This is a genomic window from Pseudomonas laurentiana (assembly GCF_014648275.1).
Lineage (GTDB): Bacteria > Pseudomonadota > Gammaproteobacteria > Pseudomonadales > Pseudomonadaceae > Aquipseudomonas > Aquipseudomonas laurentiana.
The window spans coordinates 106,374-129,454 of sequence record NZ_BMQU01000010.1 but is presented as its reverse complement, the minus strand read 5'-3'; the positions used below and the strand labels follow the sequence as shown (position 1 = coordinate 129,454).

22 protein-coding genes are annotated in these 23,081 nt (G+C 59.2%); 16 read left to right on the top strand and 6 right to left on the bottom strand.

What is annotated here, in order from left to right; translation table 11 throughout:
* Positions 1-18: 18 nt before the first annotated feature.
* A complete protein-coding gene (locus tag IE038_RS12490) occupies positions 19-621 on the bottom strand; it encodes a peroxiredoxin (protein ID WP_189395710.1) in 603 nt (200 codons plus the stop codon).
* Positions 622-856: 235 nt separating this feature from the next.
* On the opposite strand from IE038_RS12490, the gene IE038_RS12485 reads away from it, so the two are divergent.
* Both IE038_RS12485 and bfr read left to right on the top strand, forming a co-directional pair.
* Positions 857-1,075 carry a bacterioferritin-associated ferredoxin gene (locus tag IE038_RS12485; protein WP_163939892.1) on the top strand — a complete coding sequence of 73 codons (219 nt, stop codon included), beginning with the start codon at positions 857-859 and terminating at the stop codon, positions 1,073-1,075.
* Between the two features lie 206 nt (positions 1,076-1,281).
* Positions 1,282-1,752 (top strand): bacterioferritin, encoded by a 471-nt coding sequence (bfr, locus tag IE038_RS12480; RefSeq protein WP_163939891.1) that lies wholly within the window; start codon positions 1,282-1,284, stop codon positions 1,750-1,752.
* 64 nt (positions 1,753-1,816) lie between these two features.
* Here bfr and grxD read toward each other — a convergent pair whose 3' ends face one another.
* On the bottom strand, positions 1,817-2,152 hold the full coding sequence (grxD, locus tag IE038_RS12475; RefSeq protein WP_189395709.1) for a Grx4 family monothiol glutaredoxin: 336 nt from the start codon (positions 2,150-2,152) through the stop codon (positions 1,817-1,819).
* A gap of 487 nt (positions 2,153-2,639) precedes the next feature.
* On the opposite strand from grxD, the gene argF reads away from it, so the two are divergent.
* A complete protein-coding gene (argF, locus tag IE038_RS12470) occupies positions 2,640-3,560 on the top strand; it encodes an ornithine carbamoyltransferase (RefSeq protein ID WP_163934849.1) in 921 nt (306 codons plus the stop codon).
* The gene (locus IE038_RS12465) at positions 3,557-4,666 is read left to right on the top strand and encodes an ABC transporter ATP-binding protein (RefSeq protein WP_163934847.1); all 1,110 of its coding nucleotides are present in this window, start codon (positions 3,557-3,559) and stop codon (positions 4,664-4,666) included. The genes argF and IE038_RS12465 overlap by 4 nt, the downstream gene beginning before the upstream one ends.
* Before the next feature lie 94 nt (positions 4,667-4,760).
* On the opposite strand, the gene ybaK is transcribed toward IE038_RS12465, so the two are convergent.
* Entirely contained in the window at positions 4,761-5,231 is a 471-nt protein-coding gene (ybaK, locus tag IE038_RS12460; protein ID WP_163934843.1) for a Cys-tRNA(Pro) deacylase, read from the bottom strand.
* 314 nt (positions 5,232-5,545) lie between these two features.
* Between ybaK and IE038_RS12455 the strand changes: the two genes are divergently transcribed.
* The 11 genes from IE038_RS12455 to IE038_RS12405 all read left to right on the top strand — a co-directional run bounded on the left by IE038_RS12455 (position 5,546) and on the right by IE038_RS12405 (position 18,095).
* The gene (locus tag IE038_RS12455; RefSeq protein ID WP_163934841.1) at positions 5,546-6,397 is read left to right on the top strand and encodes an MIP/aquaporin family protein; all 852 of its coding nucleotides are present in this window, start codon (positions 5,546-5,548) and stop codon (positions 6,395-6,397) included.
* Between the two features lie 66 nt (positions 6,398-6,463).
* Positions 6,464-7,966 (top strand): glycerol kinase GlpK, encoded by a 1,503-nt coding sequence (gene glpK, locus IE038_RS12450; protein WP_163934838.1) that lies wholly within the window; start codon positions 6,464-6,466, stop codon positions 7,964-7,966.
* A 168-nt stretch (positions 7,967-8,134) separates the two neighbouring features.
* A complete protein-coding gene (locus tag IE038_RS12445) occupies positions 8,135-8,890 on the top strand; it encodes a DeoR/GlpR family transcriptional regulator (RefSeq protein ID WP_163934836.1) in 756 nt (251 codons plus the stop codon).
* A gap of 170 nt (positions 8,891-9,060) precedes the next feature.
* Complete coding sequence (gene glpD, locus IE038_RS12440; RefSeq protein ID WP_229775658.1) at positions 9,061-10,599, top strand: glycerol-3-phosphate dehydrogenase; 1,539 nt, start codon at positions 9,061-9,063, stop codon at positions 10,597-10,599.
* Positions 10,600-11,286: 687 nt separating this feature from the next.
* Positions 11,287-12,201, top strand: a complete 915-nt coding sequence (locus IE038_RS12435; RefSeq protein ID WP_189395707.1) for a glutamate/aspartate ABC transporter substrate-binding protein — start codon at positions 11,287-11,289, stop codon at positions 12,199-12,201.
* Between the two features lie 96 nt (positions 12,202-12,297).
* Positions 12,298-13,044 (top strand): amino acid ABC transporter permease, encoded by a 747-nt coding sequence (locus IE038_RS12430; protein ID WP_163934833.1) that lies wholly within the window; start codon positions 12,298-12,300, stop codon positions 13,042-13,044.
* Positions 13,041-13,709: an amino acid ABC transporter permease gene (locus tag IE038_RS12425; RefSeq protein ID WP_163934830.1), complete on the top strand. Its 669-nt coding sequence runs from the start codon at positions 13,041-13,043 to the stop codon at positions 13,707-13,709. The genes IE038_RS12430 and IE038_RS12425 overlap by 4 nt, the downstream gene beginning before the upstream one ends.
* Complete coding sequence (locus IE038_RS12420) at positions 13,706-14,440, top strand: amino acid ABC transporter ATP-binding protein (RefSeq protein WP_189395706.1); 735 nt, start codon at positions 13,706-13,708, stop codon at positions 14,438-14,440. Before IE038_RS12425 ends, IE038_RS12420 begins: the two co-directional genes overlap by 4 nt.
* 65 nt (positions 14,441-14,505) lie before the next feature.
* A complete protein-coding gene (aauS, locus tag IE038_RS12415) occupies positions 14,506-16,413 on the top strand; it encodes a two-component sensor histidine kinase AauS (RefSeq protein WP_163934829.1) in 1,908 nt (635 codons plus the stop codon).
* Positions 16,410-17,735 (top strand): two-component response regulator AauR, encoded by a 1,326-nt coding sequence (aauR, locus tag IE038_RS12410; protein ID WP_163934826.1) that lies wholly within the window; start codon positions 16,410-16,412, stop codon positions 17,733-17,735. Before aauS ends, aauR begins: the two co-directional genes overlap by 4 nt.
* Before the next feature lie 24 nt (positions 17,736-17,759).
* Complete coding sequence (locus IE038_RS12405; protein ID WP_163934823.1) at positions 17,760-18,095, top strand: GlpM family protein; 336 nt, start codon at positions 17,760-17,762, stop codon at positions 18,093-18,095.
* Here the strand turns inward: IE038_RS12405 and IE038_RS12400 are convergent.
* A complete protein-coding gene (locus tag IE038_RS12400; RefSeq protein ID WP_163934820.1) occupies positions 18,092-19,084 on the bottom strand; it encodes an alpha/beta fold hydrolase in 993 nt (330 codons plus the stop codon). The two genes, IE038_RS12405 and IE038_RS12400, sit on opposite strands and share 4 nt — an antisense overlap.
* 140 nt (positions 19,085-19,224) lie before the next feature.
* Complete coding sequence (metE, locus tag IE038_RS12395) at positions 19,225-21,534, bottom strand: 5-methyltetrahydropteroyltriglutamate--homocysteine S-methyltransferase (RefSeq protein WP_163934817.1); 2,310 nt, start codon at positions 21,532-21,534, stop codon at positions 19,225-19,227.
* Positions 21,535-21,644: 110 nt separating this feature from the next.
* On the opposite strand from metE, the gene metR reads away from it, so the two are divergent.
* Positions 21,645-22,562: a transcriptional regulator MetR gene (gene metR / locus IE038_RS12390; RefSeq protein WP_163934814.1), complete on the top strand. Its 918-nt coding sequence runs from the start codon at positions 21,645-21,647 to the stop codon at positions 22,560-22,562.
* A gap of 4 nt (positions 22,563-22,566) precedes the next feature.
* Here metR and IE038_RS12385 read toward each other — a convergent pair whose 3' ends face one another.
* Entirely contained in the window at positions 22,567-22,980 is a 414-nt protein-coding gene (locus IE038_RS12385) for an NUDIX hydrolase (protein WP_163934811.1), read from the bottom strand.
* Positions 22,981-23,081: the final 101 nt, after the last annotated feature.

Below are 23,081 nucleotides of genomic sequence, written 5' to 3'. Positions count from 1 at the left end.
TTTTTTTATGCGTGGCGCTTACAGCTTGCCAGCATTCTCGCTCAGGTAAGCAGCAACGCCTTCTGGCGAAGCGGTCATGCCCTTGTCACCTTTTTTCCAGTTGGCAGGGCAGACTTCGCCGTGCTCTTCGTGGAATTGCAAGGCATCAACCAGACGCAGCAGCTCGTCCATGTTACGACCCAGCGGCAGGTCGTTGACGATCTGCGAACGAACGACACCGTTGGTGTCGATCAGGAACGCGCCACGGAACGCTACACCGCCCTCGGACTCAACGTCATAGGCCTTGCAGATTTCGTGGGTGATGTCAGCAGCCAGGGTGTATTTGACCGGGCCGATACCGCCGTTGTTGACCGGGGTGTTACGCCAGGCGTTGTGAGTGAAATGCGAGTCGATCGAGACGCCGATGACTTCGACGTTACGCGCCTGGAATTCAGGAATGCGGTGATCCAGAGCAATCAGCTCGGACGGGCAGACGAAAGTGAAGTCCAGTGGGTAGAAGAACACCAGGCCGTACTTGCCCTTGATGGCCGAAGCCAGGTTGAAGCTGTCGACGATCTCGCCATTGCCGAGTACGGCTGGAACCGTGAAATCCGGGGCTTTTTTGCCTACGAGCACGCTCATTCGATATCTCCTGATGTGGTGGAATGGTATGCACAGCAGGGCACGTGGCCCACCTGGCATCGCATGGACTGACCATCATACACCGCCCAACGTGTACCGCCGAATTTAAGGACAGCCACACAACAGTGTGCCGTCCGTCGTGGCATGCAGGGTCACCCGACAAAGTGCTTTGACAAGCATTCTCATTAACATTAAGATCCCTCGCATTGAGCCTTTAGCCGCGATGGTCTCCTCTATGTATGTGTGTCTTTGTGTTGGTGTTACCGACGGACAGATCCGCGATGCAATCTACGATGGCTGCTGCAGCTACCGTGATGTACGTGATGCCACCAACGTGGGCACTCAGTGCGGTAAATGCGCCTGCCTGGCCAAGCAAGTCGTTCGCGAGACCTTGACCGAGCTGCAAGTCAGCCAGGCAGCACTGCCTTATCCGGTCGAATTTACTGCAGCATAATTCAGAGTAATTCAGAACTTTCCAAGAACCGGACCCTGTGTCCGGTTTTTTATGCCTGTAATTCAAGCGGTTAGGGTTAAAACGCGGAACAAAAACATTCTTATTACTATTAATTTTTATTTATTATTCAACCACTTAGGTTTGACAGCAAAAGTTGTCCGGCTCAAACTCCAAGCGATTGGCACACTATAGGGCAGGACCCCATCATGAAAGGCGACGTTAGCGTCATCCAGCATCTCAACAAGATCCTCGGAAACGAGCTGGTCGCAATCAACCAATACTTCCTGCATGCCCGCATGTATGAAGACTGGGGCCTGGATAAGCTCGGCAAGCATGAGTACAAAGAATCCATCGATGAGATGAAACACGCTGACAAACTGATCAAGCGGATTCTGTTTCTCGAAGGCATCCCTAACGTGCAGGACCTCGGCAAACTGTTCATTGGTGAGCACACCAAGGAAATGCTTCAGTGCGACCTGAAAATCGAGCACACAGGTCTGGCCGATCTCAAGGCCGCGATTGCCCACTGCGAAACGGTTGGCGACTTCGGTAGCCGCGAATTGCTGGAAGACATCCTCGAAGCCGAGGAAGAACACATCGACTGGCTGGAAACTCAACTGAGCCTGATCGACAAGGTCGGCCTGGAAAATTACCTGCAGTCGCAGATGGGCGAATAAGCCCATCTTTCTGACAGCCAACAAAAAGCCCCGCAATGCGGGGCTTTTTGTTGGCTGACAAGAATCAGGCCTCGGCAGCCTTGGCCTTGGCAGCGGCGTCCTTGATCAGAGCCTGCAGTTCACCATTGGCGAACATCTCGGTCATGATGTCGCTGCCGCCGACCAGCTCACCGGCCACCCACAGTTGTGGGAAGGTTGGCCAGTTGGCGTACTTCGGCAGATTGGCACGAATTTCAGGGTTTTGCAGGATGTCCACGTAAGCGAACTTCTCGCCGCAACCCATTACCGCTTGCGCCGCTTTGGCGGAGAAGCCGCACTGCGGAGCATTGGGCGAGCCTTTCATGTAAAGCAGAATGGTGTTGTTAGCAATCTGCTCTTTGATTGTTTCGATGATATCCATGGAGCACCTCGGCTGAACTTTCCGACGCGGTTGTCGGCACGGTGACGCATTGTATCGGAAAGCCGAGCGCGACGCTCGGCCTTGCCGACATCCCGCAACGCCCCCCCGTCACGGCGCACATTTGACCACCGTCACAGCGGCCTGGTGCAATTCCCTTCTTGATTGAGCTGACACCGTGCACCTGATGCGTGGATGACCGGGCACCCGATGCAGCGAAGCACTCACCCGAGTGAGCAGAGTTTGCCAAGCCGCTGGCAGGCAGTGTAAAACCTTGCGGTGCATACAAAAAATCTGCGCCCCAATGGGCTATGAAACATTTGGCAGTGCCGATGTTGCAGCCCCTCTTGGTAAGACGCGACATTTAATTATAGTATTGCGTCTCCCCCTAATTTCGTCGCCACGTGCGGCTTTCGCCGCAGGTCTCACCCGTTTTTCCAAAAAACCGGTTTTTGATGATCTGCGGTCTGTTGCAAAAAGGTAGTCAATGATGAACGCAAGGCACTTTCTCTCCCTGATGGACTGCACCCCCGACGAACTGCTCGGTGTGCTCCGTCGTGGCACCGAGCTGAAGGACCTGCGTAACCGAGGCGTGTTGTTCGAGCCCCTGAAGAACCGCGTACTGGGGATGATCTTCGAGAAATCCTCTACCCGTACACGGCTGTCATTCGAAGCAGGCATGATCCAGCTTGGCGGTCAGGCGATCTTCCTTTCGCCACGCGATACCCAACTGGGTCGTGGCGAACCGATCAGCGACTGCGCCATTGTCATGTCGCGCATGCTCGATGCCGTGATGATCCGTACCTTCGCCCACAGCACCCTCACCGAATTCGCTGCCAATTCGCGGGTGCCGGTGATCAACGGCCTGTCCGATGACCTGCACCCTTGCCAACTGCTGGCCGACATGCAGACATTCCTCGAGCATCGCGGTTCGATCCAGGGCAAGACCGTGGCCTGGATCGGCGACGGCAACAACATGTGCAACAGCTATATAGAAGCCGCCATCCAGTTCGACTTCCAATTGCGCATCGCCTGCCCGGAAGACTACGAACCGAACCCTCAATTCGTCGCCCAGGCCGGAGACCGCGTCACGATCGTCCGTGATCCGAAAGACGCGGTGCGGGGTGCCCACCTGGTGAGCACCGATGTCTGGACTTCCATGGGCCAGGAGGAGGAAACTGCACGACGTCTGGCGACATTCGCGCCTTACCAGGTAACGCGCGAGCTGCTCGACCTCGCTGCCCCCGATGTGCTGTTCATGCACTGCCTGCCCGCCCATCGTGGCGAGGAGATCAGCATGGACCTTCTCGACGACCCTCGTTCGGTCGCCTGGGACCAGGCGGAAAACCGTCTGCACGCACAGAAGGCGCTTCTTGAATTTCTTGTTGAACCGGCTTACCACCACGCATGAGTCAACCTTTACTGCTCAACCTTCGCAACCTGGCCTGTGGGTACCAAGGCCAGCGCGTTGTCCAGAACCTCAACCTGCACCTGAACGCCGGCGATATCGGTTGTTTGCTCGGTTCCTCCGGGTGCGGGAAAACCACCACGCTACGCGCCATCGCTGGCTTTGAGCCCGTACATGAGGGCGAGATCCAGCTGGCCGGCGAGGTCATCTCCAAAGCAGGCTTCACCCTCGCGCCAGAGAAGCGCCGAATCGGCATGGTATTCCAGGACTATGCACTGTTTCCGCACCTCACCGTGGCGCAGAACATCGCATTCGGCATTGGCAAGCACCCACAGCAGCAACAGGTCATCGAGGAAATGCTTGAGCTGGTCAAGCTCGGTGGCCTGGGCCAGCGTTACCCTCATGAACTTTCTGGTGGCCAGCAACAACGGGTTGCCCTGGCCCGCGCCTTGGCCCCGGAACCACAGCTGCTGCTGCTTGATGAGCCGTTCTCGAACCTTGATGTCGAGTTGCGTCGACGCCTCAGCCATGAAGTACGCGACATTCTCAAGAGCCGCGGCACCAGCGCCATCCTGGTCACCCACGATCAGGAAGAAGCCTTTGCGGTCAGCGACCATGTCGGCGTATTCAAGGAAGGACGGCTGGAACAGTGGGATACACCTTACAATCTGTACCATGAACCCCTGACCCCTTTCGTGGCCAGCTTCATTGGTCAGGGCTACTTCATTCGTGGTCAACTGACCAGCCCGGAGTCGGTGCAAACCGAACTCGGCGAGTTATCTGGCAATCGCGCCTACACCATGGCACTTGGCAGTTCGGTGGATGTACTGCTGCGACCAGACGATATCGTCTACGCACCCGACAGCGCCCTCAAGGCACGCATCGTCGGCAAGAGCTTCCTCGGCGCGTCCACGCTGTATCGCCTGCAACTGGCCACAGGCAGCCAGCTTGAAGCGATTTTCCCCAGCCACATCGACCATTTGCCCGGCAGCGAAGTCGGTATCGTGGTTGCTGCCGACCACCTGGTGCTGTTTCCGGCACCCGGCAGCGTTGCCGCACAGCTCCAGCCTGGCGACAGCGGCGTGCGTCGCTACAGCCCGGCCGCTTGATCGCCAGGGGCGGGCTTGCCCGCCCCGCAGGCCGATACCAGCATTGCTGCACGGCTGACCCGGCCAACATTATCGATACACAAGCCTGCAGGTATCAATCGCGGGCGATCTCGGCAAAGCTGGCCTGCGTATGGGTCGCCAATACACCAGCCGCCAACTCCACTTCCAGGCCACGGCGCCCCGCACTGACAAAGATCGTCGGCAGCGGCTGTGCCGACTGATCAATGAACGTGCGCAAGCGCTTCTTCTGCCCCAGCGGGCTGATGCCCCCTAAAAGATAACCCGTGGCACGCTGAGCGGCTGCGGGGTCGGCCATCTCGCATTTCTTCACACCGGCAGCATGGGCCAAGGCCTTAAGGTCGAGAGAGCCTGCCACCGGAACCACCGCCACCAGTAACTCGCCCTTCTCGCTGCTGGCCAATAGCGTCTTGAACACCCGAGCTGGCTCCAGCCCCAACTTCTCAGCAGCCTCCAAACCATAGGAGGCCGCCTTGGGGTCATGTTCGTAGCTGTGTACCCGATGTTCGGCACGAACCTTTTTCAATAGATCGAGAGCGGGGGTCATGCGGACTCCTGTCAGGCCGTAAAGACAAATTTCGTCGGCTACTTTAGGACAAAACCTACAGAGCAGCTACACAAGGGGCTACATCCCGCCCAAGCACAGCCATTGCGCCCCCCAACAACAACACGCAAACCAATAGTCAGATTGTGAATGACCGTTCACTTTCGACCTTTGACATAAGCGTTTCTTGTCTATATTTTTTCGATTTTGAATATAACCCACTCTCCTCAAAGCCCCTTCCAACAGAAATTGGGGAATTTCTGTTGGAGCATGTCGAGCGCCAAGGCGCCCCACAACAACAAGAACCGAGGTAACAAATGTCCACTGCCCAGCCACAACCGACACTATCCAGCCAATGCATGGCCGAGTTTTTAGGAACGGCCTTGTTCATTTTTTTTGGCACGGGATGCGTTGCTGCGCTCAAGGTGGCCGGTGCCAGCTTCGGGCTGTGGGAAATCAGCATCATCTGGGGCATCGGCGTGAGCATGGCGATCTACCTGACTGCCGGCATTTCCGGTGCTCACCTCAACCCTGCGGTCAGCATTGCCCTGTGCCTGTTCGCAGGCTTTGAAAAACACAAACTGGCGTTCTACATCATCGCCCAAGTCGCCGGAGCCTTCTGCGGCGCCGCGCTGGTGTATACGCTCTACAGCAATCTGTTCTTCGATTACGAACAAACCCATCAGATGCTGCGCGGCACCCAAAGCAGCATCGAGCTGGCCGCAGTGTTCTCCACCTACCCTCACCCGGCGCTTTCTACGGGCCAGGCCTTCCTGGTAGAAGTGATCATTACCGCCATACTGATGGCGGTCATCATGGCGCTCACAGATGACAACAATGGCTTGCCGCGTGGCGCCTTGGCACCTGTGCTGATCGGCCTGCTAATCGCCGTGATCGGCAGCGCCATGGGCCCACTGACCGGTTTTGCGATGAACCCCGCACGCGATTTCGGGCCTAAACTGATGACCTACCTCACAGGCTGGGGACCGATCGCCTTTACTGGCGGCCGAGAGGTGCCCTATTTCCTGATTCCGCTGTTTGCCCCGATCATAGGGGCAAGCCTTGGTGCCGCCCTGTATCGCGGCGTGTTCGCCCGCAACCTGCCCTCTGCAGCGAACATGACCGCCCAGACTGACGACAACCCTCAGGGCAAGACCCAGGCATCCTGATGCCGGAACGGCGGGCCAACACCCGCCCTGCCCTGACTCCACCTTATTTAGTGCAAGGCCAACGACATGACAGACATCCATAACAAGAACTACATCATTGCCCTGGACCAGGGCACGACCAGTTCGCGGGCCATCATTTTCGACCGGGATGCCAACGTGGTTGGCACCTCGCAGCGCGAGTTCGCACAGCACTACCCACAGGCCGGCTGGGTCGAACACGACCCCATGGAGATCTTCGCCACCCAGAGCGCCACCATGGTCGAAGCGCTGGCCCAAGCGGGTCTCAGCCATGATCAGGTCGCGGCCATCGGCATCACCAACCAGCGTGAAACCACCGTGGTCTGGGACAAGGAAACCGGCAGGCCAATCTACAACGCCATCGTCTGGCAATGCCGACGCAGCACCGAAATTTGCGAACAGCTCAAGCGCGACGGCCTGCAGGATTACATTCGTGAAACCACCGGCCTGGTGACGGACCCCTACTTTTCCGGGACCAAGCTCAAATGGATCCTCGACAACGTCCAGGGTGCCCGCGAGCGCGCTGAAAAAGGCGACCTGTTGTTCGGCACAATCGATACCTGGCTGATCTGGAAATTCTCTGGCGGCAAGGTTCACGTCACCGACTACACCAATGCCTCGCGCACCATGCTCTTCAACATCCACACCCTGGCGTGGGATGAGAAGATGCTGCAGGTACTGGGCATTCCCCGCCAGATGCTGCCTGAAGTACGCGCCTCCTCCGAGGTATACGGGCACACCAAAAGCGGCATTGCCATCGCGGGTATCGCTGGCGACCAACAGGCCGCCCTGTTCGGCCAGATGTGCGTGGATGCTGGGCAAGCGAAAAACACCTATGGCACTGGCTGCTTCCTGCTGATGAACACCGGAACGAAGGCCGTCACGTCGTCTCACGGCCTGCTCACCACCATTGCCTGTGGCCCTCGTGGCGAAGTGGCCTACGCCCTGGAAGGCGCCGTATTCAACGGTGGTTCCACCGTTCAGTGGCTGCGTGACGAGCTGAAGATCATCAATGACGCCCATGACACCGAGTACTTCGCCAGCAAGGTCAAGGACAGCAACGGTGTCTACCTGGTACCGGCCTTCACCGGGCTTGGCGCCCCGTACTGGGATCCGTATGCCCGGGGCGCACTCTTCGGCCTGACCCGCGGGGTCAAGGTTGACCACATCATCCGAGCGGCGTTGGAATCAATTGCCTACCAGACCCGGGACGTACTCGACGCCATGCAACAGGATTGTGGCGAACGCCTGAGCGCCCTTCGCGTCGACGGTGGCGCAGTAGCCAACAACTTCCTGATGCAGTTCCAGGCCGATATCCTCGGCACCTGCGTAGAACGCCCACAAATGCGCGAAACCACCGCCCTTGGCGCGGCTTACCTGGCGGGCCTGGCGTGCGGCTTCTGGAGCAGCCTGGACGAACTGCGCGGTAAAGCGATCATCGAACGCGAGTTCGCCCCGCTGCTGGATGAAACGCAGAAAGAGAAACTGTATGCCGGTTGGCTGAAAGCCGTCGACCGCACCCGTGACTGGGAGCCCCACGACGAGAACTGAAACCGCCCAGGTGCCCCCTTTTAGCTGCAGCGAAAAACAATGGGTGCCGGCGTTGCCAGCACCCCTGCCGCAGGCCGATGTAAGGCGTTGTGCCATCCTGCGGGCTGGTCGTAGGAGATTTCCTCCGGCATCATGGGGAAATTTGCCCGGCCGCCCAAAGGACAGCCCATGAACCTGCCTCCTCGTCAGCAGCAAATCCTCGAACTGGTCCGCGAACGCGGCTATGTCAGCATCGAGGAAATGGCCCAGCTGTTCGTCGTGACCCCGCAAACCATTCGGCGGGACATCAATCAACTGGCCGAAGTCAACCTGCTGCGCCGTTACCACGGCGGTGCCGCCTACGACTCCAGCATCGAAAACACCGCCTACGCAATGCGCGCCGATCAGATGCGCGACGAAAAACAGCGCATCGCCGAAGCCGTTGCAGCGCAAATTCCCGACCATGCATCGCTATTCATCAACATTGGCACCACCACCGAATCCATCGCCCGCGCACTGCTCAATCACAACCACCTGAAGATCATCACCAACAACCTTCACGTGGCCTCGATTCTCAGCGCAAAGGACGATTTCGAAGTCCTGCTGGCGGGTGGTAACGTGCGCCGCGATGGCGGTGTAGTCGGTCAGGCCTGTGTCGACTTCATCAACCAGTTCAAGGTCGACTTCGCCCTGGTCGGCATCAGCGGCATTGATGAGGACGGCAGCCTGCTGGACTTCGACTATCAGGAAGTACGTGTCTCCCAGGCCATCATCGCCAATGCCCGACAGGTCATCCTCGCCGCCGACTCCAGCAAATTCGGGCGTAACGCCATGGTACGCCTGGGATCAATCAGCCTGGTGGATTGCCTGGTCACCGATCAGCAGCCCGTCGCCGCACTGACGCAGTTGCTCAACCAACAGAAAATCCGCCTGGAAGTCGTCTAAACCCTCCCCTCGCGGCTGCCGCCAGCGACAGCCGCCCGCATGTTCGTTATTTTTCATTTAACCCTATAGATCAGCATTTTCTATCAAATCCGGCTGGCGGCAGTTATCTCATTGCGCTAATATTTTCGAAAATGAACATCAATGTTCACATTCAAATTCAGGAGCCGTCCGTGTCCCTCTCCCGCCAAGCGCCCGCCACCCTCGATGAAACCTATGACATCGCCGTGATCGGCGGCGGCATCAATGGCGTGGGGATTGCCGCAGATGCGGCAGGACGCGGGCTGTCCGTATTGCTTTGCGAAAAGGACGACCTGGCCAGCCACACCTCGTCTGCCAGCAGCAAGTTGATCCACGGCGGCCTGCGCTACCTGGAGCACTATGAGTTTCGTCTGGTACGCGAAGCACTGGCCGAACGGGAAGTACTGCTGGCCAAGGCTCCACACATCGTCAAGCCGATGCGCTTTGTCCTGCCTCACCGCCCGCACTTGCGGCCAGCCTGGATGATCCGCGCCGGCCTGTTCCTCTACGATCACCTGGGTAAACGCAAACAACTCGGTGCGTCACGTAGCCTGCGTTTTGGCCCGGGTAACCCACTAAAGCCGGAGATCACCCGTGGTTTCGAGTATGCCGACTGCGCCGTGGACGACGCTCGCCTCGTGGTACTCAACGCCATGGCAGCCAGGGAAAACGGCGCGCATATCCTGACCCACACCCGTTGCCTTGGCGCCCAACGAGTCGACGACCTGTGGCATGTGCACATCGAGCGTGCCGACGGCACCCAACAGACGATCCGAGCCAAGGCGTTGGTCAATGCTGCTGGACCTTGGGTAGCAACATTCATCAAGGATGACCTGAAGCTCGACACCCCCTACGGTATTCGCCTGATCCAGGGCAGCCACTTGATCGTGCCAAAGCTGTATGAAGGAGAGCATGCCTACATCCTGCAGAATGAAGACCAACGCATTGTGTTCGCCATTCCGTACCTGGAGCGCTTCACCCTGATTGGCACCACAGACCGCGAATACAATGGCGATCCAGACAACGTGGTCATCACCGAGGCCGAAACCGACTACATGCTCAAGGTGGTCAATGAGCACTTCAGCCATCCACTAAGCCGTGCTGACATCGTAAGCAGTTACTCCGGTGTTCGTCCGCTGTGCAACGACGAGTCGGACAATCCATCAGCCATCACGCGTGATTACACCCTGTCCCTTTCAAGCGAGGCCGAACAAGCCCCTCTGCTGTCGGTGTTTGGCGGAAAACTGACCACTTATCGCAAGCTCGCCGAGTCGGCCATGCGCGAACTGGCGCCGTTTTTCCCGCAAATGAAAGGAAGCTGGACCGCCACTGCTCCCCTGCCTGGCGGCGAGAACATGAGCACGCCGAAGGCGCTGGCCGAGAACATCCAGGCCCGATACGAGTGGCTGCCAAGCGCCATCGCTCAACGCTGGGCTCTGACCTATGGCAGCCGCGTCTGGCGCCTGCTCGAAGGCGTCCAGAGCCCCGAAGACCTGGGCGAAGCCATTGGTGGAGGATTGTTTGCCCGCGAGGTGGATTACCTGTGCAGCGAAGAGTGGGCAATCAACGCCGAGGATATTCTCTGGCGACGTACCAAGCTTGGGCTGTTCACCAGCCCCGCCGAACAGGAAAAACTACAACAGTACCTGCACCGCGTCGCACTAAGCCGCAGCAAGTCCGAAGCGGCCTGAGCTGTGTGAATCGCGGGTGACAGCACATGAAAATCCGACACCGGAGGCCGGGTGTCGGATTTCCGAGTCGTACCGCTCACGCTCGAGTGCCGAGCCAAACAGCACTATGCCTCAGCGGGGCTTTTCGCCCAGGCCAGGGGAACGCAAGCTGTTGCGTTCCCCTGACTCAGCTCAAGCCTTGCGCCAGCCGTGTTCGGTGTCTTCGTCGTCATCATCACCGCCTTTGCTGGCTTCAACGAAATACTGCTTCATTGCTGTGCTCATGATGTATTCCTTATAGGTTGTCTGGCTCCGTTGCCAGCAAGGCCATACTGCTTTCACGACCGTCCCGGGCGCAGCAGGCAATATTTCCGGCCCCCTGCTGCTTGCTGAATCAAGCGCGCTTCACGACCCCGCCCTTCCTGGAAATCAAAATCCGCACACGTACGTTTGTCAGCCCAAAAGCGTTCGGCTATCCGAACGCGCCATAGGTCGATATTCGGCAAGCCGTACGGATAACCCGCATCAACAATCACAAGAACAGATTAATACCCAATAAAATCATGACCTTATAATTGAAGCAGGGGCTTGGCACGACTCATGCTCTACACTCAGTAACCGAATGCGCAAACCGCTTGATTGCAGTGTTCGCTGAACGAATGAGCCCAGCAAAGGCTCCATAAAAAAAACAATGTCGAGGAAATTTTGATGCGTATCGTTCCCCATCTGTTGGGCGCCGCTATCGCGGCCGCGTTGATCAGCACGCCAGTATTCGCTGCCGAGCTGACCGGCACGCTCAAGAAAATCAAGGAATCAGGCACCGTTACCCTGGGGCACCGCGACGCCTCCATTCCGTTCTCCTACATCGCCGACGCATCGGGCAAACCGGTCGGTTATGCACACGACATCCAGCTGGCCATCGTCGAGGCCCTGAAGAAGGACCTGGACGCACCAAACCTGCAGGTCAAATACAACCTGGTGACCTCGCAAACCCGTATTCCGCTGGTGCAGAACGGCACCGTCGACGTCGAATGCGGCTCGACCACCAACAACGTCGAGCGCCAGCAACAAGTCGACTTCTCGGTCGGCATCTTCGAGATCGGCACCCGTCTGCTGACGAAAAAGGGCTCCGCATACAAGGACTTCCCGGACCTGGCCGGCAAGAACGTGGTCACCACCGCCGGCACCACCTCTGAGCGCATCCTCAAGGCGATGAACGCCGACAAGCAGATGAAGATGAACGTCATCTCGGCCAAGGACCACGGTGAGTCCTTCCAGATGCTCGAGTCCGGTCGTGCCGTTGCCTTCATGATGGATGACGCCCTGCTCGCGGGTGAAATGGCCAAGGCCAAGAAGCCAACCGACTGGGAAGTGACCGGCACTCCGCAATCCTATGAAATCTATGGCTGCATGGTGCGCAAGGGCGACGCGCCCTTCAAGAAAGCCGTCGATGACGCGATCGTTGCACTCTACAAATCAGGCGAGATCAACAAGATCTACGAGAAGTGGTTCCAGCAGCCAATTCCGCCAAAAGGCCTGAACCTGAACTTCCCGATGAGCGACGAGCTCAAGGCGCTGATTGCCAACCCCACCGACAAAGCTGCAGACGAAAAGAAGTCCTGATCCCAGGCAGTGACTAACCTTTCATCCGAGGGCGCCCTGTGCGCACTCGGATGCTTGAAGGTGCCCGTGAAACAACTGATCGGAGGGGAGACCCCGATGAATTACAACTGGGACTGGGGCGTTTTTTTCAAGTCCACCGGCGTGGGCAGCGAGACCTATCTCGACTGGTTCATCTCCGGGCTAGGCTGGACCGTCGGCATTGCCGCGGTCGCCTGGATCATCGCGCTGTTGCTGGGTTCGGTACTCGGCGTCATGCGCACCGTCCCGAACCGTCTGGTATCGGGTATTGCCACGGCCTACGTGGAACTTTTTCGTAACGTACCGCTGCTGGTGCAGCTGTTCATCTGGTATTTCCTGATACCGGACATGCTGCCCGAAGGGCTGCAGGAGTGGTACAAGCAAGACCTCAATCCGACCACCTCGGCCTTCATCAGTGTGGTGATCTGCCTGGGTCTGTTTACAGCTGCACGGGTCTGCGAGCAGGTCCGTACCGGTATCCAGGCGCTGCCTCGTGGCCAGGAATCGGCCGCTCGAGCCATGGGGTTCAGCCTGCCACAAATCTATTGGAACGTGCTGCTGCCACAGGCTTACCGGATCATCATTCCACCACTCACCTCGGAATTCCTGAACGTGTTCAAGAACTCCTCGGTGGCCTCGCTGATCGGCCTGATGGAGCTGCTGGCACAAACCAAGCAGACCGCCGAGTTCTCGGCGAACCTGTTTGAAGCGTTCACCCTGGCCACCCTGATCTACTTCACGCTGAACATGAGCCTGATGCTGCTCATGCGTCTGGTCGAGAAGAAAGTCGCCGTGCCCGGCCTGATCTCCGTGGGAGGTAAATGATGGACTTCAGTGGAATCATTCCCGCCCTTCCGGGCCTGTGGAACGGCATGCTGATGACCCTGCAACTGATGGTGCTCGGTGTCATTGGCGGCATTGCCTTGGGTACCGTGCTGGCACTGATGCGGTTGTCCTCCAACAAGCTGCTGGCCAATCTCGCGGGCGCCTACGTCAACTACTTCCGCTCCATCCCGCTGCTGCTGGTGATCACCTGGTTCTACCTGGCGGTACCGTTCGTGCTGCGCTGGATCACGGGCGAAGACACTCCGGTAGGCGCCTTCACCTCGTGCCTGATCGCCTTCATGATGTTCGAGGCGGCGTACTTCTGTGAGATCGTCCGTGCCGGTGTGCAGTCGATTGCCAAGGGCCAGATGGGCGCTGCTCAAGCCCTGGGCATGACCTACGGCCAGACCATGCGCCTGATCATCCTGCCCCAGGCCTTCCGCAAGATGACCCCCCTGCTGCTGCAGCAAAGCATTATCCTGTTTCAGGACACCTCGCTGGTCTACACCGTCGGCCTGGTTGACTTCCTCAACTCCGCACGCGCCAGCGGCGACATTATCGGGCAATCCAATGAATTCCTGATTTTCGCCGGTGCCGTGTACTTCGCTATCAGCTTCTCCGCCTCCTTCCTGGTCAAGCGTCTGCAGAAAAGGTTAACCGTATGATCTCTATCAAGAACGTCAACAAGTGGTACGGCGACTTCCAGGTACTGACCGACTGCAGCACCGAAGTCAAAAAGGGCGAAGTGGTCGTAGTCTGCGGTCCGTCGGGGTCGGGTAAATCGACCCTGATCAAGTGCGTGAACGCGCTTGAGCCGTTCCAGAAAGGCGACATCATCGTCGATGGCACCTCGATTGCCGACCCGAAGACCAACCTGCCAAAACTGCGTTCGCGGGTAGGCATGGTGTTCCAGCATTTCGAGCTGTTTCCACACCTGACCATCACCGAGAACCTGACCATTGCCCAGCGCAAGGTCCTGGGCCGCAGCGAAGCCGAAGCAACCAAGAAAGGCCTCGCCCTGCTAGACCGCGTGGGCCTCGGCGCCCATGCGAAAAAGCACCCGGGGCAGCTCTCTGGTGGCCAACAGCAACGTGTGGCAATTGCGCGCGCACTGTCGATGGACCCGATCGTCATGCTGTTCGACGAACCGACCTCGGCACTGGATCCGGAGATGGTCAACGAGGTGCTGGACGTCATGGTAGAGCTGGCACACGAAGGCATGACCATGATGTGCGTCACCCATGAGATGGGTTTTGCTCGCAAGGTTGCCAACCGGGTGATCTTCATGGACCAGGGCCGAATCATCGAGGACTGCCAGAAAGAAGAGTTCTTCGGTAATACCGATGCGCGCCACGAGCGCACACAGCACTTCCTCAGCAAGATCCTGCAACACTAATGCACCAATGCTGCCTGTCCGGTGTTCACCGGGCAGGCAGCGCTGGTCGTACCAAGGCCACTGTGATGAAATGCGACCCTACGCTCTTTCGCCCAGCCAAGCCTGCACTTGCCGTGAAACCTCGTCTGATCCGTCAACTGTTCCTGCCACCACTGATCCTCCTGATGATGATCGGCCTGGGCGTGGCTGGCTTCATGATCAGCGAACACAATGGCATCCGCACCTTGAGCGAAACCGGCGAGCGCCAGCTTGAGCTGCATGCGCGAGCGGTCGAGAGCGAGATCAGCAAGTACACCTACCTGCCGAGCCTGCTTGAACTGGAACACAGTGTTTCCAGCCTGCTGAACGAGCCGGATGGCGAGCATCGCCAGGCCGTCAATGAATACCTCGAAGGCCTGAACCGGCGCAGCCGCAGTCGGGCCATCTATGTCCTGGACACTACCGGTCGGGTCCAGGCCACCAGCAACTGGCGCGATGTCGACAGTTACCTGGGTGAAGACCTGTCCTTCCGCGCCTACTTCCAGGATGCCGTGCGCGGCCAGCCTGGGCGTTTCTATGGTATTGGCAGCACCACGGGCGAGCCCGGTTACTATCTGGCCCATGGCTTGGAAGAGCATGGCAAGATCATTGGTGTTGCGGTGATCAAGGTACGCCTGGAAGCCCTCGAAGAACGCTGGCAACGGGCGCGCCTGGAGGCTTTCGTCAGTGATGAAAACGGCATCATCATCCTGTCCAGCGACCCCGCACGGCGCCTGAAGTCCGTACGTCCGCTGACACCGGAAACCAAGGAACGCCTGGCTCGCAGTCTTCAGTACTACTGGTGGCCGCTGAACGAGCTGCAGCCGCTGGCGCGCGAGAAGCTGGGCGACGGCGTGGAAAAACTGAGTTTCCCAGCCAATGCTGAACTCGGTGACGGTCACCATGAAGTGGCCTATCTGGCCCAGACCCGCGGTCTGAGCGATACCCCTTGGCACTTTACCCTGCTGACACCACTTCAAGACCTGCGCCGCGAGTCCATCGTTCAGGGCGTACTGGCGGCTGTGGCCTTTGCCCTGCTGGCCATCCTCCTGATTGCCTGGAACGAACGGCGGAAAGTGATCGCCACTCGCCTGGCCGCCCGGGAAGCCCTGGAAGAAGCCAATAGCCAACTGGAACGCAAGATCGCTGAACGAACGGCTGACCTGCGCGCCAGCAACGAGCGCCTCAAGGGCCAGATCCGCGAGCGCCGCCATGCCGAACAGACACTGCGCCATGCTCAGGACGAACTGGTTCAGGCCGGAAAACTGGCGGCCATCGGCCAGATGTCAACCAGCATTGCCCACGAACTCAACCAACCACTGGCGGCACTGCGCACACTGTCAGGCAACACCGTACGCTTCCTCGAACGTGGTGCACTGGAAACCGCCAGTACCAACCTGTTGACCATGAACGACCTGATCGACCGCATGGGTCGCATCACTGCCAGCCTGCGTTCCTTTGCCCGCCGCGCGGATGACGGCGGTCAGGCATCCTTGAGCAAGGCGGTGGAGGCAAGCCTGCAGGTGCTGGGCAACCGTATCGCGAGCTGCCAATTGCAGGTCCACAATGCGTTCGACAATCAGCAATTGGCCATCGACCAGACGCGGCTGGAGCAGATTCTGGTCAACCTGATCGGCAATGCCCTGGATGCCATGGCCGCACAGCCGCAGCCACAGCTCTGGCTGGAGGGCGAACTGTTGAATGACAAGTACCGACTGCGCGTGCGCGATAACGGCCACGGCATTGACGACGAAGCACGTAAGCACCTGTTCGAACCTTTCTTCACCACCAAACCCGGAGAGCATGGCCTGGGACTGGGCCTGACCTTGTCCGCCAGCCTTGCTGCCGCTGCCGGTGGCAGCCTGAGTGTCGAGCATCCCGCCAGTGGCGGCACCGCGTTTGTCCTCAGCCTGCCCCTGGTAGCCGCCTCCACAGAACCTGCCGAGTCCTTATGAACCAAGCGCCACTTACCGTACTGATCGTCGAAGATGACCCGCATGTGTTGCTCGGTTGCCAGCAGGCATTGGCGCTGGAAGACATTGCCAGTGAAGGCGTTGGCAGTGCTGAAGAGGCGTTGCAACGGATCGGCGATGACTTCGCTGGAATCGTCGTCAGTGATATCCGTCTGCCGGGTATCGACGGCCTGGAGCTGCTCAGCCGGCTCAAGGCGCGCGACCGCAGCCTGCCCGTGGTACTGATCACTGGCCACGGTGATATCGACATGGCGGTGGGCGCCATGCGTAACGGTGCCTATGATTTCATGGAGAAGCCCTTCTCACCGGAACGTCTGGTCGACGTGGTGCGTCGTGCCCTTGAACAACGCGGGTTGGCCCGTGAGGTGTTTGCCCTGCGCCGCCAACTCGCGGAGCAAAGCACGCTGGAAGGACGGATCATTGGCCGCTCACCGGCCATGCAGGAACTGCGTGAGCTGATTGCCAACGTGGCCGACACCTCCGCCAACGTGCTGATCGAAGGCGAGACCGGTACCGGCAAGGAGCTGGTTGCGCGCTGCCTGCACGACTTCAGCCGCCGTCAGGACCAACCTTTCGTGGCCCTCAACTGTGGTGGCCTGCCAGAGAACCTGTTTGAAAGCGAAATCTTCGGCCATGAAGCCAACGCGTTCACCGGTGCCGGCAAACGCCGAATCGGCAAGATTGAACACGCCAATGGTGGAACACTGTTCCTCGATGAAGTCGAGAGCATGCCCATCAACCTGCAGATCAAACTGCTGCGAGTCCTTCAGGAACGAACCCTGGAACGCCTGGGCTCGAACCAGAGCATTGCTGTAGATTGCCGGGTCATTGCCGCAACCAAAGCCGACCTTGACGCCCTTGGTCAATCCGGCCAGTTCCGGAGTGACCTGTACTACCGTTTGAATGTGGTGACGCTGGAACTGCCGCCACTGCGTGAACGCCGCGAAGACATCCTGCAGTTGTTTGAGCACTTCCTGCTGCAGTCCTCACTGCGTTTTGACCGCGAAGTTCCGGAGCTCGACAGTCAGACGCTGTCGCGCCTGATGGCGCACGACTGGCCGGGTAACGTTCGCGAATTGCGCAACGTCGCCGAGCGCTATGCCCTGGGCCTGCCAGCGTTCAAAAAAGCCGGCGCCAGCCCCGCCCAGGGCCTGGGCTTTTCCGAGGCCGTCGAGGCATTCGAACGCAACCTGCTCAGCGACGCCCTGCAACGCACCGGTGGCAACCTCAGCCAGGCCAGCCAGGAATTGGGCATGGCCAAAACCACCCTGTTCGACAAGGTCAAGAAGTACGGCCTGGGCTGATGCCCCCCTGATTAGAGAATCAACGTGGACCTGCTACTCAAAGCCTGCCTGGGCGCCGCTGTCGTGGTGATACTCGCGGCCCTGGCCAAAACCCGCAACTACTACATCGCCGGGCTCGTACCGCTGTTCCCTACCTTCGCCCTGATCGCCCATTACATCGTCGGCAAGGGCCGCTCCGTGGACGATCTGAAGACCACCATCCTGTTTGGCATGTGGTCGATCATCCCCTACTTCGTCTACCTTGCCACGCTCTACCTGCTGGTAGACCGCCTGCGTCTTGAAGCCTCACTGGCCCTGGCCGCTGTTGCCTGGCTGATTGCAGCAACGGTACTGGTGAGCGTCTGGGTGCGCTTTCACTAAAGCTGAGCCCAGTGGCTGAGGTCTTCGCGATGCTGACGCAGATAAGGCAATACGGCCTCTAGCAAAGGCGCCTTGAACGGCTCCTGAAACCGGTGAGCCAGGCCAGGAATCAAACGCAACTGGCTACCCTGAATGTGCGCCGCCAGGTGCACGCCATGCATCACTGGCAGCAGTGGATCAGCGGTGCCATGCACGACCAGCGTCGGTAGCCGCAAGCGGTTGAGCAGTTCGACACGGCTGGGTTCGGCGAGAATCGCCATGATCTGCCGCTTGACCCCCTCAGGGTTGAAGGCACGGTCGTAGGATGCCGCTGCCTGCTGCAACAATACCTGTCGGTTGTCGATCACCTGCGGGCTACCCAAGGCGGCAAGCAAATCAGCTTGCTGCTCAATGGCGGCATCCCGATTAGGTGCTCCGCGCCGGGCCAGTTGCTCCACCAGTGCCGGGTTCGGCGCAGGCAACCCGGAAGCACCGGAGCTGGACATGATCAGCGTCAGGCTTTCTACCCGCTGCGGCGCGAGGTCAGCCAGGTGTTGAGCGATCATTCCGCCCATGCTCACACCCAGGACGTGAAAGCGCCTGACCTGCAACGCATCCATCAAACCCAGGCCATCCTCGGCCATGTCCGTCAGGGTGTACGGCGCCGACACCGGCAACCCGAGTTTGTAGCGCAGTGCTTCATAGGTCAGGTTGGCGCTGACCGGCAACTGATTCCAGGTCGACAACCCGACATCACGGTTGTCGTAGCGAATCACACGAAAGCCCTGCTCGCACAACGCAACCACGACCTCATCCGGCCAGTGGATCAGTTGCCCGCCCAGGCCCATGACCAACAGCAGCGCAGGGTCGGAGCGACGCCCGATACTTTGATAGGCCAGGCTGACCTGAGCCAGTTCAACCCGTTCAGTCGGCACGTTGACGTCACAGCGTGACGCGGCGAAGGCCGGAACGCCGCACACCAGTGCGACAAAAAAGAAAAATGCCCGCATGACAGAAGCACCAGAATGCAGATCCCCAGTAGAACGCGAGTCTGATGACTTTCATTCGGGCGCGCTGCCACAAAACCGTGACCGTTTCATGACAATCGCCAAGTGGTCGGACCTGCGGCGATCGCCGCAGGCCCAGCGCCTCACGCAAGCTGGCTACGCAACTGCCGTGCCGCTGCCACCATGTTCACCAAGGCCGCCTCGGTTTCCGGCCAAGCACGTGTCTTCAGGCCGCAATCGGGGTTTACCCAGAGGCGCTTGGCCGGAATACGCTTGGCTGCGTTGCTGATGAGCTTGACCATCTCGGCGGTGTCTGGCACCCGTGGCGAGTGAATGTCATAGACCCCGGGGCCAATGTCGTTGGGGTAGTCGAACGCTTCAAAGGCATCCAGCAGCTCCATGTCCGAGCGCGATGTCTCGATCGTGATGACGTCGGCATCCATCGCCGCAATCGCCTCGATCACATCATTGAACTCGCTGTAGCACATATGCGTGTGGATCTGGGTATCGTCACGTACACCACTGGAACACAGCCGGAAGGCCTCTACCGCCCAGTCGAGGTAGCCCTGCCATTGCGCCTGACGCAGCGGCAGGCCTTCGCGGAAAGCAGCCTCGTCGATCTGGACGATCTTGATGCCGGCCTTTTCCAGATCCTGCACTTCATCACGAATCGCCAGAGCCAATTGCTGTGCCTGAACCTTGCGCGAGACATCCTCACGCGGGAAGGACCACATCAACATCGTGACCGGGCCTGTCAGCATGCCTTTCATGACCTTGTCGGTCTGGCGTTGAGCGTACGCGATCCAGGCCACGGTCATGGCCTGCGGCCGACTCAGGTCACCGTAAATGATCGCCGGTTTGACGCAACGCGAACCATAGCTCTGCACCCAGCCGAAACGGGTAAATACGTAGCCATCCAGTTGCTCGGCAAAATACTCGACCATGTCGTTACGCTCGGCTTCACCATGCACCAGCACATCCAGCCCCAGGCGCTCTTGCACCTGTACCGCATGACGAATTTCGCTGTGCATGGCATCGGTGTAGTCGCTGGCCGATAGCTTGCCTTGCTTATAGGCCTGACGTGCCAGTCGAATCGCCGACGTCTGCGGGAACGAACCAATGGTGGTGGTCGGGAAGGCGGGCAAATTCAAACGCTGCCGCTGCGCGTCGATTCGTTGGGCAAAGGGTGACTGACGCTGACTGTCGCGGGCACTCACCGCTGCGACTCGCGCCTGAACCTGCGGCTTGTGAATACGTGACGATTGCGCCCGGCTGTGTTTCACCGCGCGGCTGTTGCTCAAGGCGGCCTGCACGTCAGCGTCCTGCAGATTGTTCAGCGCCTTGGCCAGCACGGCGATTTCACCGCACTTTTGTACGGCAAAGGCCAGCCAGCTTTTCAACTCGGCATCGAGCTTGTCCTCCCGTGCCAGGTCCACCGGGCTGTGCAGCAGCGAGCAGGAACCGGCCACCCAGAGGTTATTGCCAAAGCGCTGACGCGCCTGCTGCAGTTGCTCCAGCGCCTGGTCCAGGTCGCAACGCCAGACGTTACGGCCATTGACCACCCCCAATGACAGCACCTTGTAGCTCGGCAGGCGATCAAGCACGGCCGGAAGTTGTTCCGGCGCACGTACCAGGTCGACGTGCAGGCCCTCCACCGGCAGGCTGACGGCCAGCCCGAGGTTGTCTTCCAAAGCGCCGAAGTAGGTCGCAATCAGCTTTTTCAAGGGTGAGTACTGAAGGATGTGATAAGCGCGCTCAAAGGCGTTCTTCCACGCCTGCGGCAGATCCAGGCACAAAATCGGCTCGTCGATCTGCACCCACTCCACGCCTTGGCGAGCCAGGCGGCTGAGAATCTCACCGTACACCGGCAGCAGTCGCTCAAGCAGATCGAGCTTGTCGAAGGCCTCGCCCTTGGCCTTGCCCAGCCACAAGTAGGTCAATGGACCGATCAGGACCGGCTTGACCGCATGACCCAGCGCTTGGGCTTCAGCAACCTCATCGAACAATTGCTCCCAACTGAGCAAGAAACGCTGATCGGCGCTGAACTCCGGCACCAGGTAGTGATAGTTGGTGTCGAACCATTTGGTCAGTTCCTGAGCGTACTGGGCTTGCCCCTGCGAACTGCCACAGCAGGTCGTGGCACCACGCGCCATGGCAAACACGGTATCAAGGGTTGGCAGGCCGTCGGCCCCTCTGGTCGCGGCAAAACGCTCGGGAATCGCTCCAAAGGCTACCGAGTGCGCCAGTACCTGGTCGTACCAGGCGAAGTCACCGACCGGCAGCAGTTCGATACCCGCGTCTTTCTGAACCTGCCAATGGCGTGCACGCAGCTCACGGCCAACCGCCAACAGCCCGGCCTGATCCAGGTCGCCCTTCCAATAGGCCTCCAGGGCTTTTTTCAATTCACGGTCAGCGCCGATGCGCGGAAAACCAAGGTTGTGGGCCAGTGCCATGACAAAACGTGCTCCCTGTAAAAGATGACGCTATTGTCGACAGCCGAGGCAACTTGAGACAAACTCAATAAATTCGTGTTCATCTCAAAGTTTACTCATGGAGCCTTCCGGTGCTTGAAATTCGTCACCTGAAAACCCTGCACGCCTTGCGCGAGGCCGACAGCCTGGTAGAGGCAGCAGAACGCCTGCACCTGACCCAATCGGCGCTATCGCATCAATTCAAGGAGCTGGAAGAGCGCCTGGGCATGCAACTGTTCATGCGCAAGACCAAACCCTTGCGCTTCACCAGTGCCGGCCTGCGCCTGCTGCAACTGGCCGACGCTACCCTGCCCTTGCTGCGCAGCGCCGAGCGCGATATCGCACGTCTGGCCGGCGGCACGGCGGGTCGCTTGCACATGGCCATTGAATGCCATAGCTGCTTTCAGTGGTTGATGCCGACCATTGACCAATTCCGCGACGCCTGGCCGGAGGTCGAACTTGACCTGGCTTCGGGCTTCGCCTTTGCCCCGCTGCCCGCGCTGGCACGTGGCGACCTGGACCTGGTGGTGACCTCCGACCCGCTGGAGTTGGCCGGGATCACCTATGTTCCGCTGTTCACTTACGAGGCCATGCTGGCCGTCGCCAACCAGCACCCTCTGGCGAGCAAGAGCTATGTCGTCCCTGAAGACCTGTCCAGCGAAACCCTGATCACCTACCCGGTAGAACGCGACCGCCTGGATATCTTCACCCGCTTTCTGGAGCCGGCCGACATTGAGCCAGCGCAGGTGCGCACCGCAGAACTGACGGTCATGATGATGCAGTTGGTCGCGAGCGGCCGCGGCGTCTGCGGCATGCCGCACTGGGCGCTGCACGAGTACAGTTCACGTGGGTATGTGAAGGGCAAGCGCCTGGGTGAGAAGGGCCTGTTCGCCACGCTGTACGCGGCAGTGCGTACCGATATGCTCGACGCACCCTACATGCGCGACTTCCTGCTGACCGCCAAGGACACCTCCTTCTCCACCCTCGACGGCGTCAGCGCGGTGCGTTGAGGGATCAGGCAGGACCGTGGGTCAACGTTCTGTAGAGGGGCAGAATCCAGTCCCGGGTCAAGGGGGCCAATTCAAGGTTGACGGTAGCGCTCGCATCGACCCAGACAGCCTCCTCGATTTCTGCTGCAGGTTCGACACACGCATGGGTGTGAACCCGAAACAGCTCCGCCTGCACCTCAAACCCAGGCTCATTGGCCGCGGGTGCGCTGAACGAGCCAAGGTAGCCTGCTTGCAAGGGGTCGATCTGCAAGCCCAGCTCCTCGTGCAGTTCACGGGCCAAGGCATCGACAGGTCGCTCATGGGCTTCAATCTTGCCGCCTGGCTGCATGAACGCCTGTGTACCACGCTTGCGCACGAGAAGGGTTTGCCCCTGCGGGTCGATCAACAGGGCAGCAGCTATACGAATGATCTGGGTCATGGTCGGCTCATCTCGGGGAACGCGCAATGATACACCCAAGCCCCGCAGCGGCTGACCGTAGGCTGGCATTTGAATCCTGAACCGGGCTATGGTCCAGGATT

Bases quoted from the DNA above. Each gene is read 5' to 3' on its own strand.
- IE038_RS12490 (WP_189395710.1), bottom strand. From the start codon at position 621: ATGAGCGTGCTCGTAGGCAAAAAAGCCCCGGATTTCACGGTTCCAGCC.
- IE038_RS12485 (WP_163939892.1), top strand. From the start codon at position 857: ATGTATGTGTGTCTTTGTGTTGGTGTTACCGACGGACAGATCCGCGAT.
- bfr (WP_163939891.1), top strand. From the start codon at position 1,282: ATGAAAGGCGACGTTAGCGTCATCCAGCATCTCAACAAGATCCTCGGA.
- grxD (WP_189395709.1), bottom strand. From the start codon at position 2,152: ATGGATATCATCGAAACAATCAAAGAGCAGATTGCTAACAACACCATT.
- argF (WP_163934849.1), top strand. From the start codon at position 2,640: ATGAACGCAAGGCACTTTCTCTCCCTGATGGACTGCACCCCCGACGAA.
- IE038_RS12465 (WP_163934847.1), top strand. From the start codon at position 3,557: ATGAGTCAACCTTTACTGCTCAACCTTCGCAACCTGGCCTGTGGGTAC.
- ybaK (WP_163934843.1), bottom strand. From the start codon at position 5,231: ATGACCCCCGCTCTCGATCTATTGAAAAAGGTTCGTGCCGAACATCGG.
- IE038_RS12455 (WP_163934841.1), top strand. From the start codon at position 5,546: ATGTCCACTGCCCAGCCACAACCGACACTATCCAGCCAATGCATGGCC.
- glpK (WP_163934838.1), top strand. From the start codon at position 6,464: ATGACAGACATCCATAACAAGAACTACATCATTGCCCTGGACCAGGGC.
- IE038_RS12445 (WP_163934836.1), top strand. From the start codon at position 8,135: ATGAACCTGCCTCCTCGTCAGCAGCAAATCCTCGAACTGGTCCGCGAA.
- IE038_RS12435 (WP_189395707.1), top strand. From the start codon at position 11,287: ATGCGTATCGTTCCCCATCTGTTGGGCGCCGCTATCGCGGCCGCGTTG.
- IE038_RS12430 (WP_163934833.1), top strand. From the start codon at position 12,298: ATGAATTACAACTGGGACTGGGGCGTTTTTTTCAAGTCCACCGGCGTG.
- IE038_RS12425 (WP_163934830.1), top strand. From the start codon at position 13,041: ATGATGGACTTCAGTGGAATCATTCCCGCCCTTCCGGGCCTGTGGAAC.
- IE038_RS12420 (WP_189395706.1), top strand. From the start codon at position 13,706: ATGATCTCTATCAAGAACGTCAACAAGTGGTACGGCGACTTCCAGGTA.
- aauS (WP_163934829.1), top strand. From the start codon at position 14,506: ATGAAATGCGACCCTACGCTCTTTCGCCCAGCCAAGCCTGCACTTGCC.
- aauR (WP_163934826.1), top strand. From the start codon at position 16,410: ATGAACCAAGCGCCACTTACCGTACTGATCGTCGAAGATGACCCGCAT.
- IE038_RS12400 (WP_163934820.1), bottom strand. From the start codon at position 19,084: ATGCGGGCATTTTTCTTTTTTGTCGCACTGGTGTGCGGCGTTCCGGCC.
- metE (WP_163934817.1), bottom strand. From the start codon at position 21,534: ATGGCACTGGCCCACAACCTTGGTTTTCCGCGCATCGGCGCTGACCGT.
- IE038_RS12385 (WP_163934811.1), bottom strand. From the start codon at position 22,980: ATGACCCAGATCATTCGTATAGCTGCTGCCCTGTTGATCGACCCGCAG.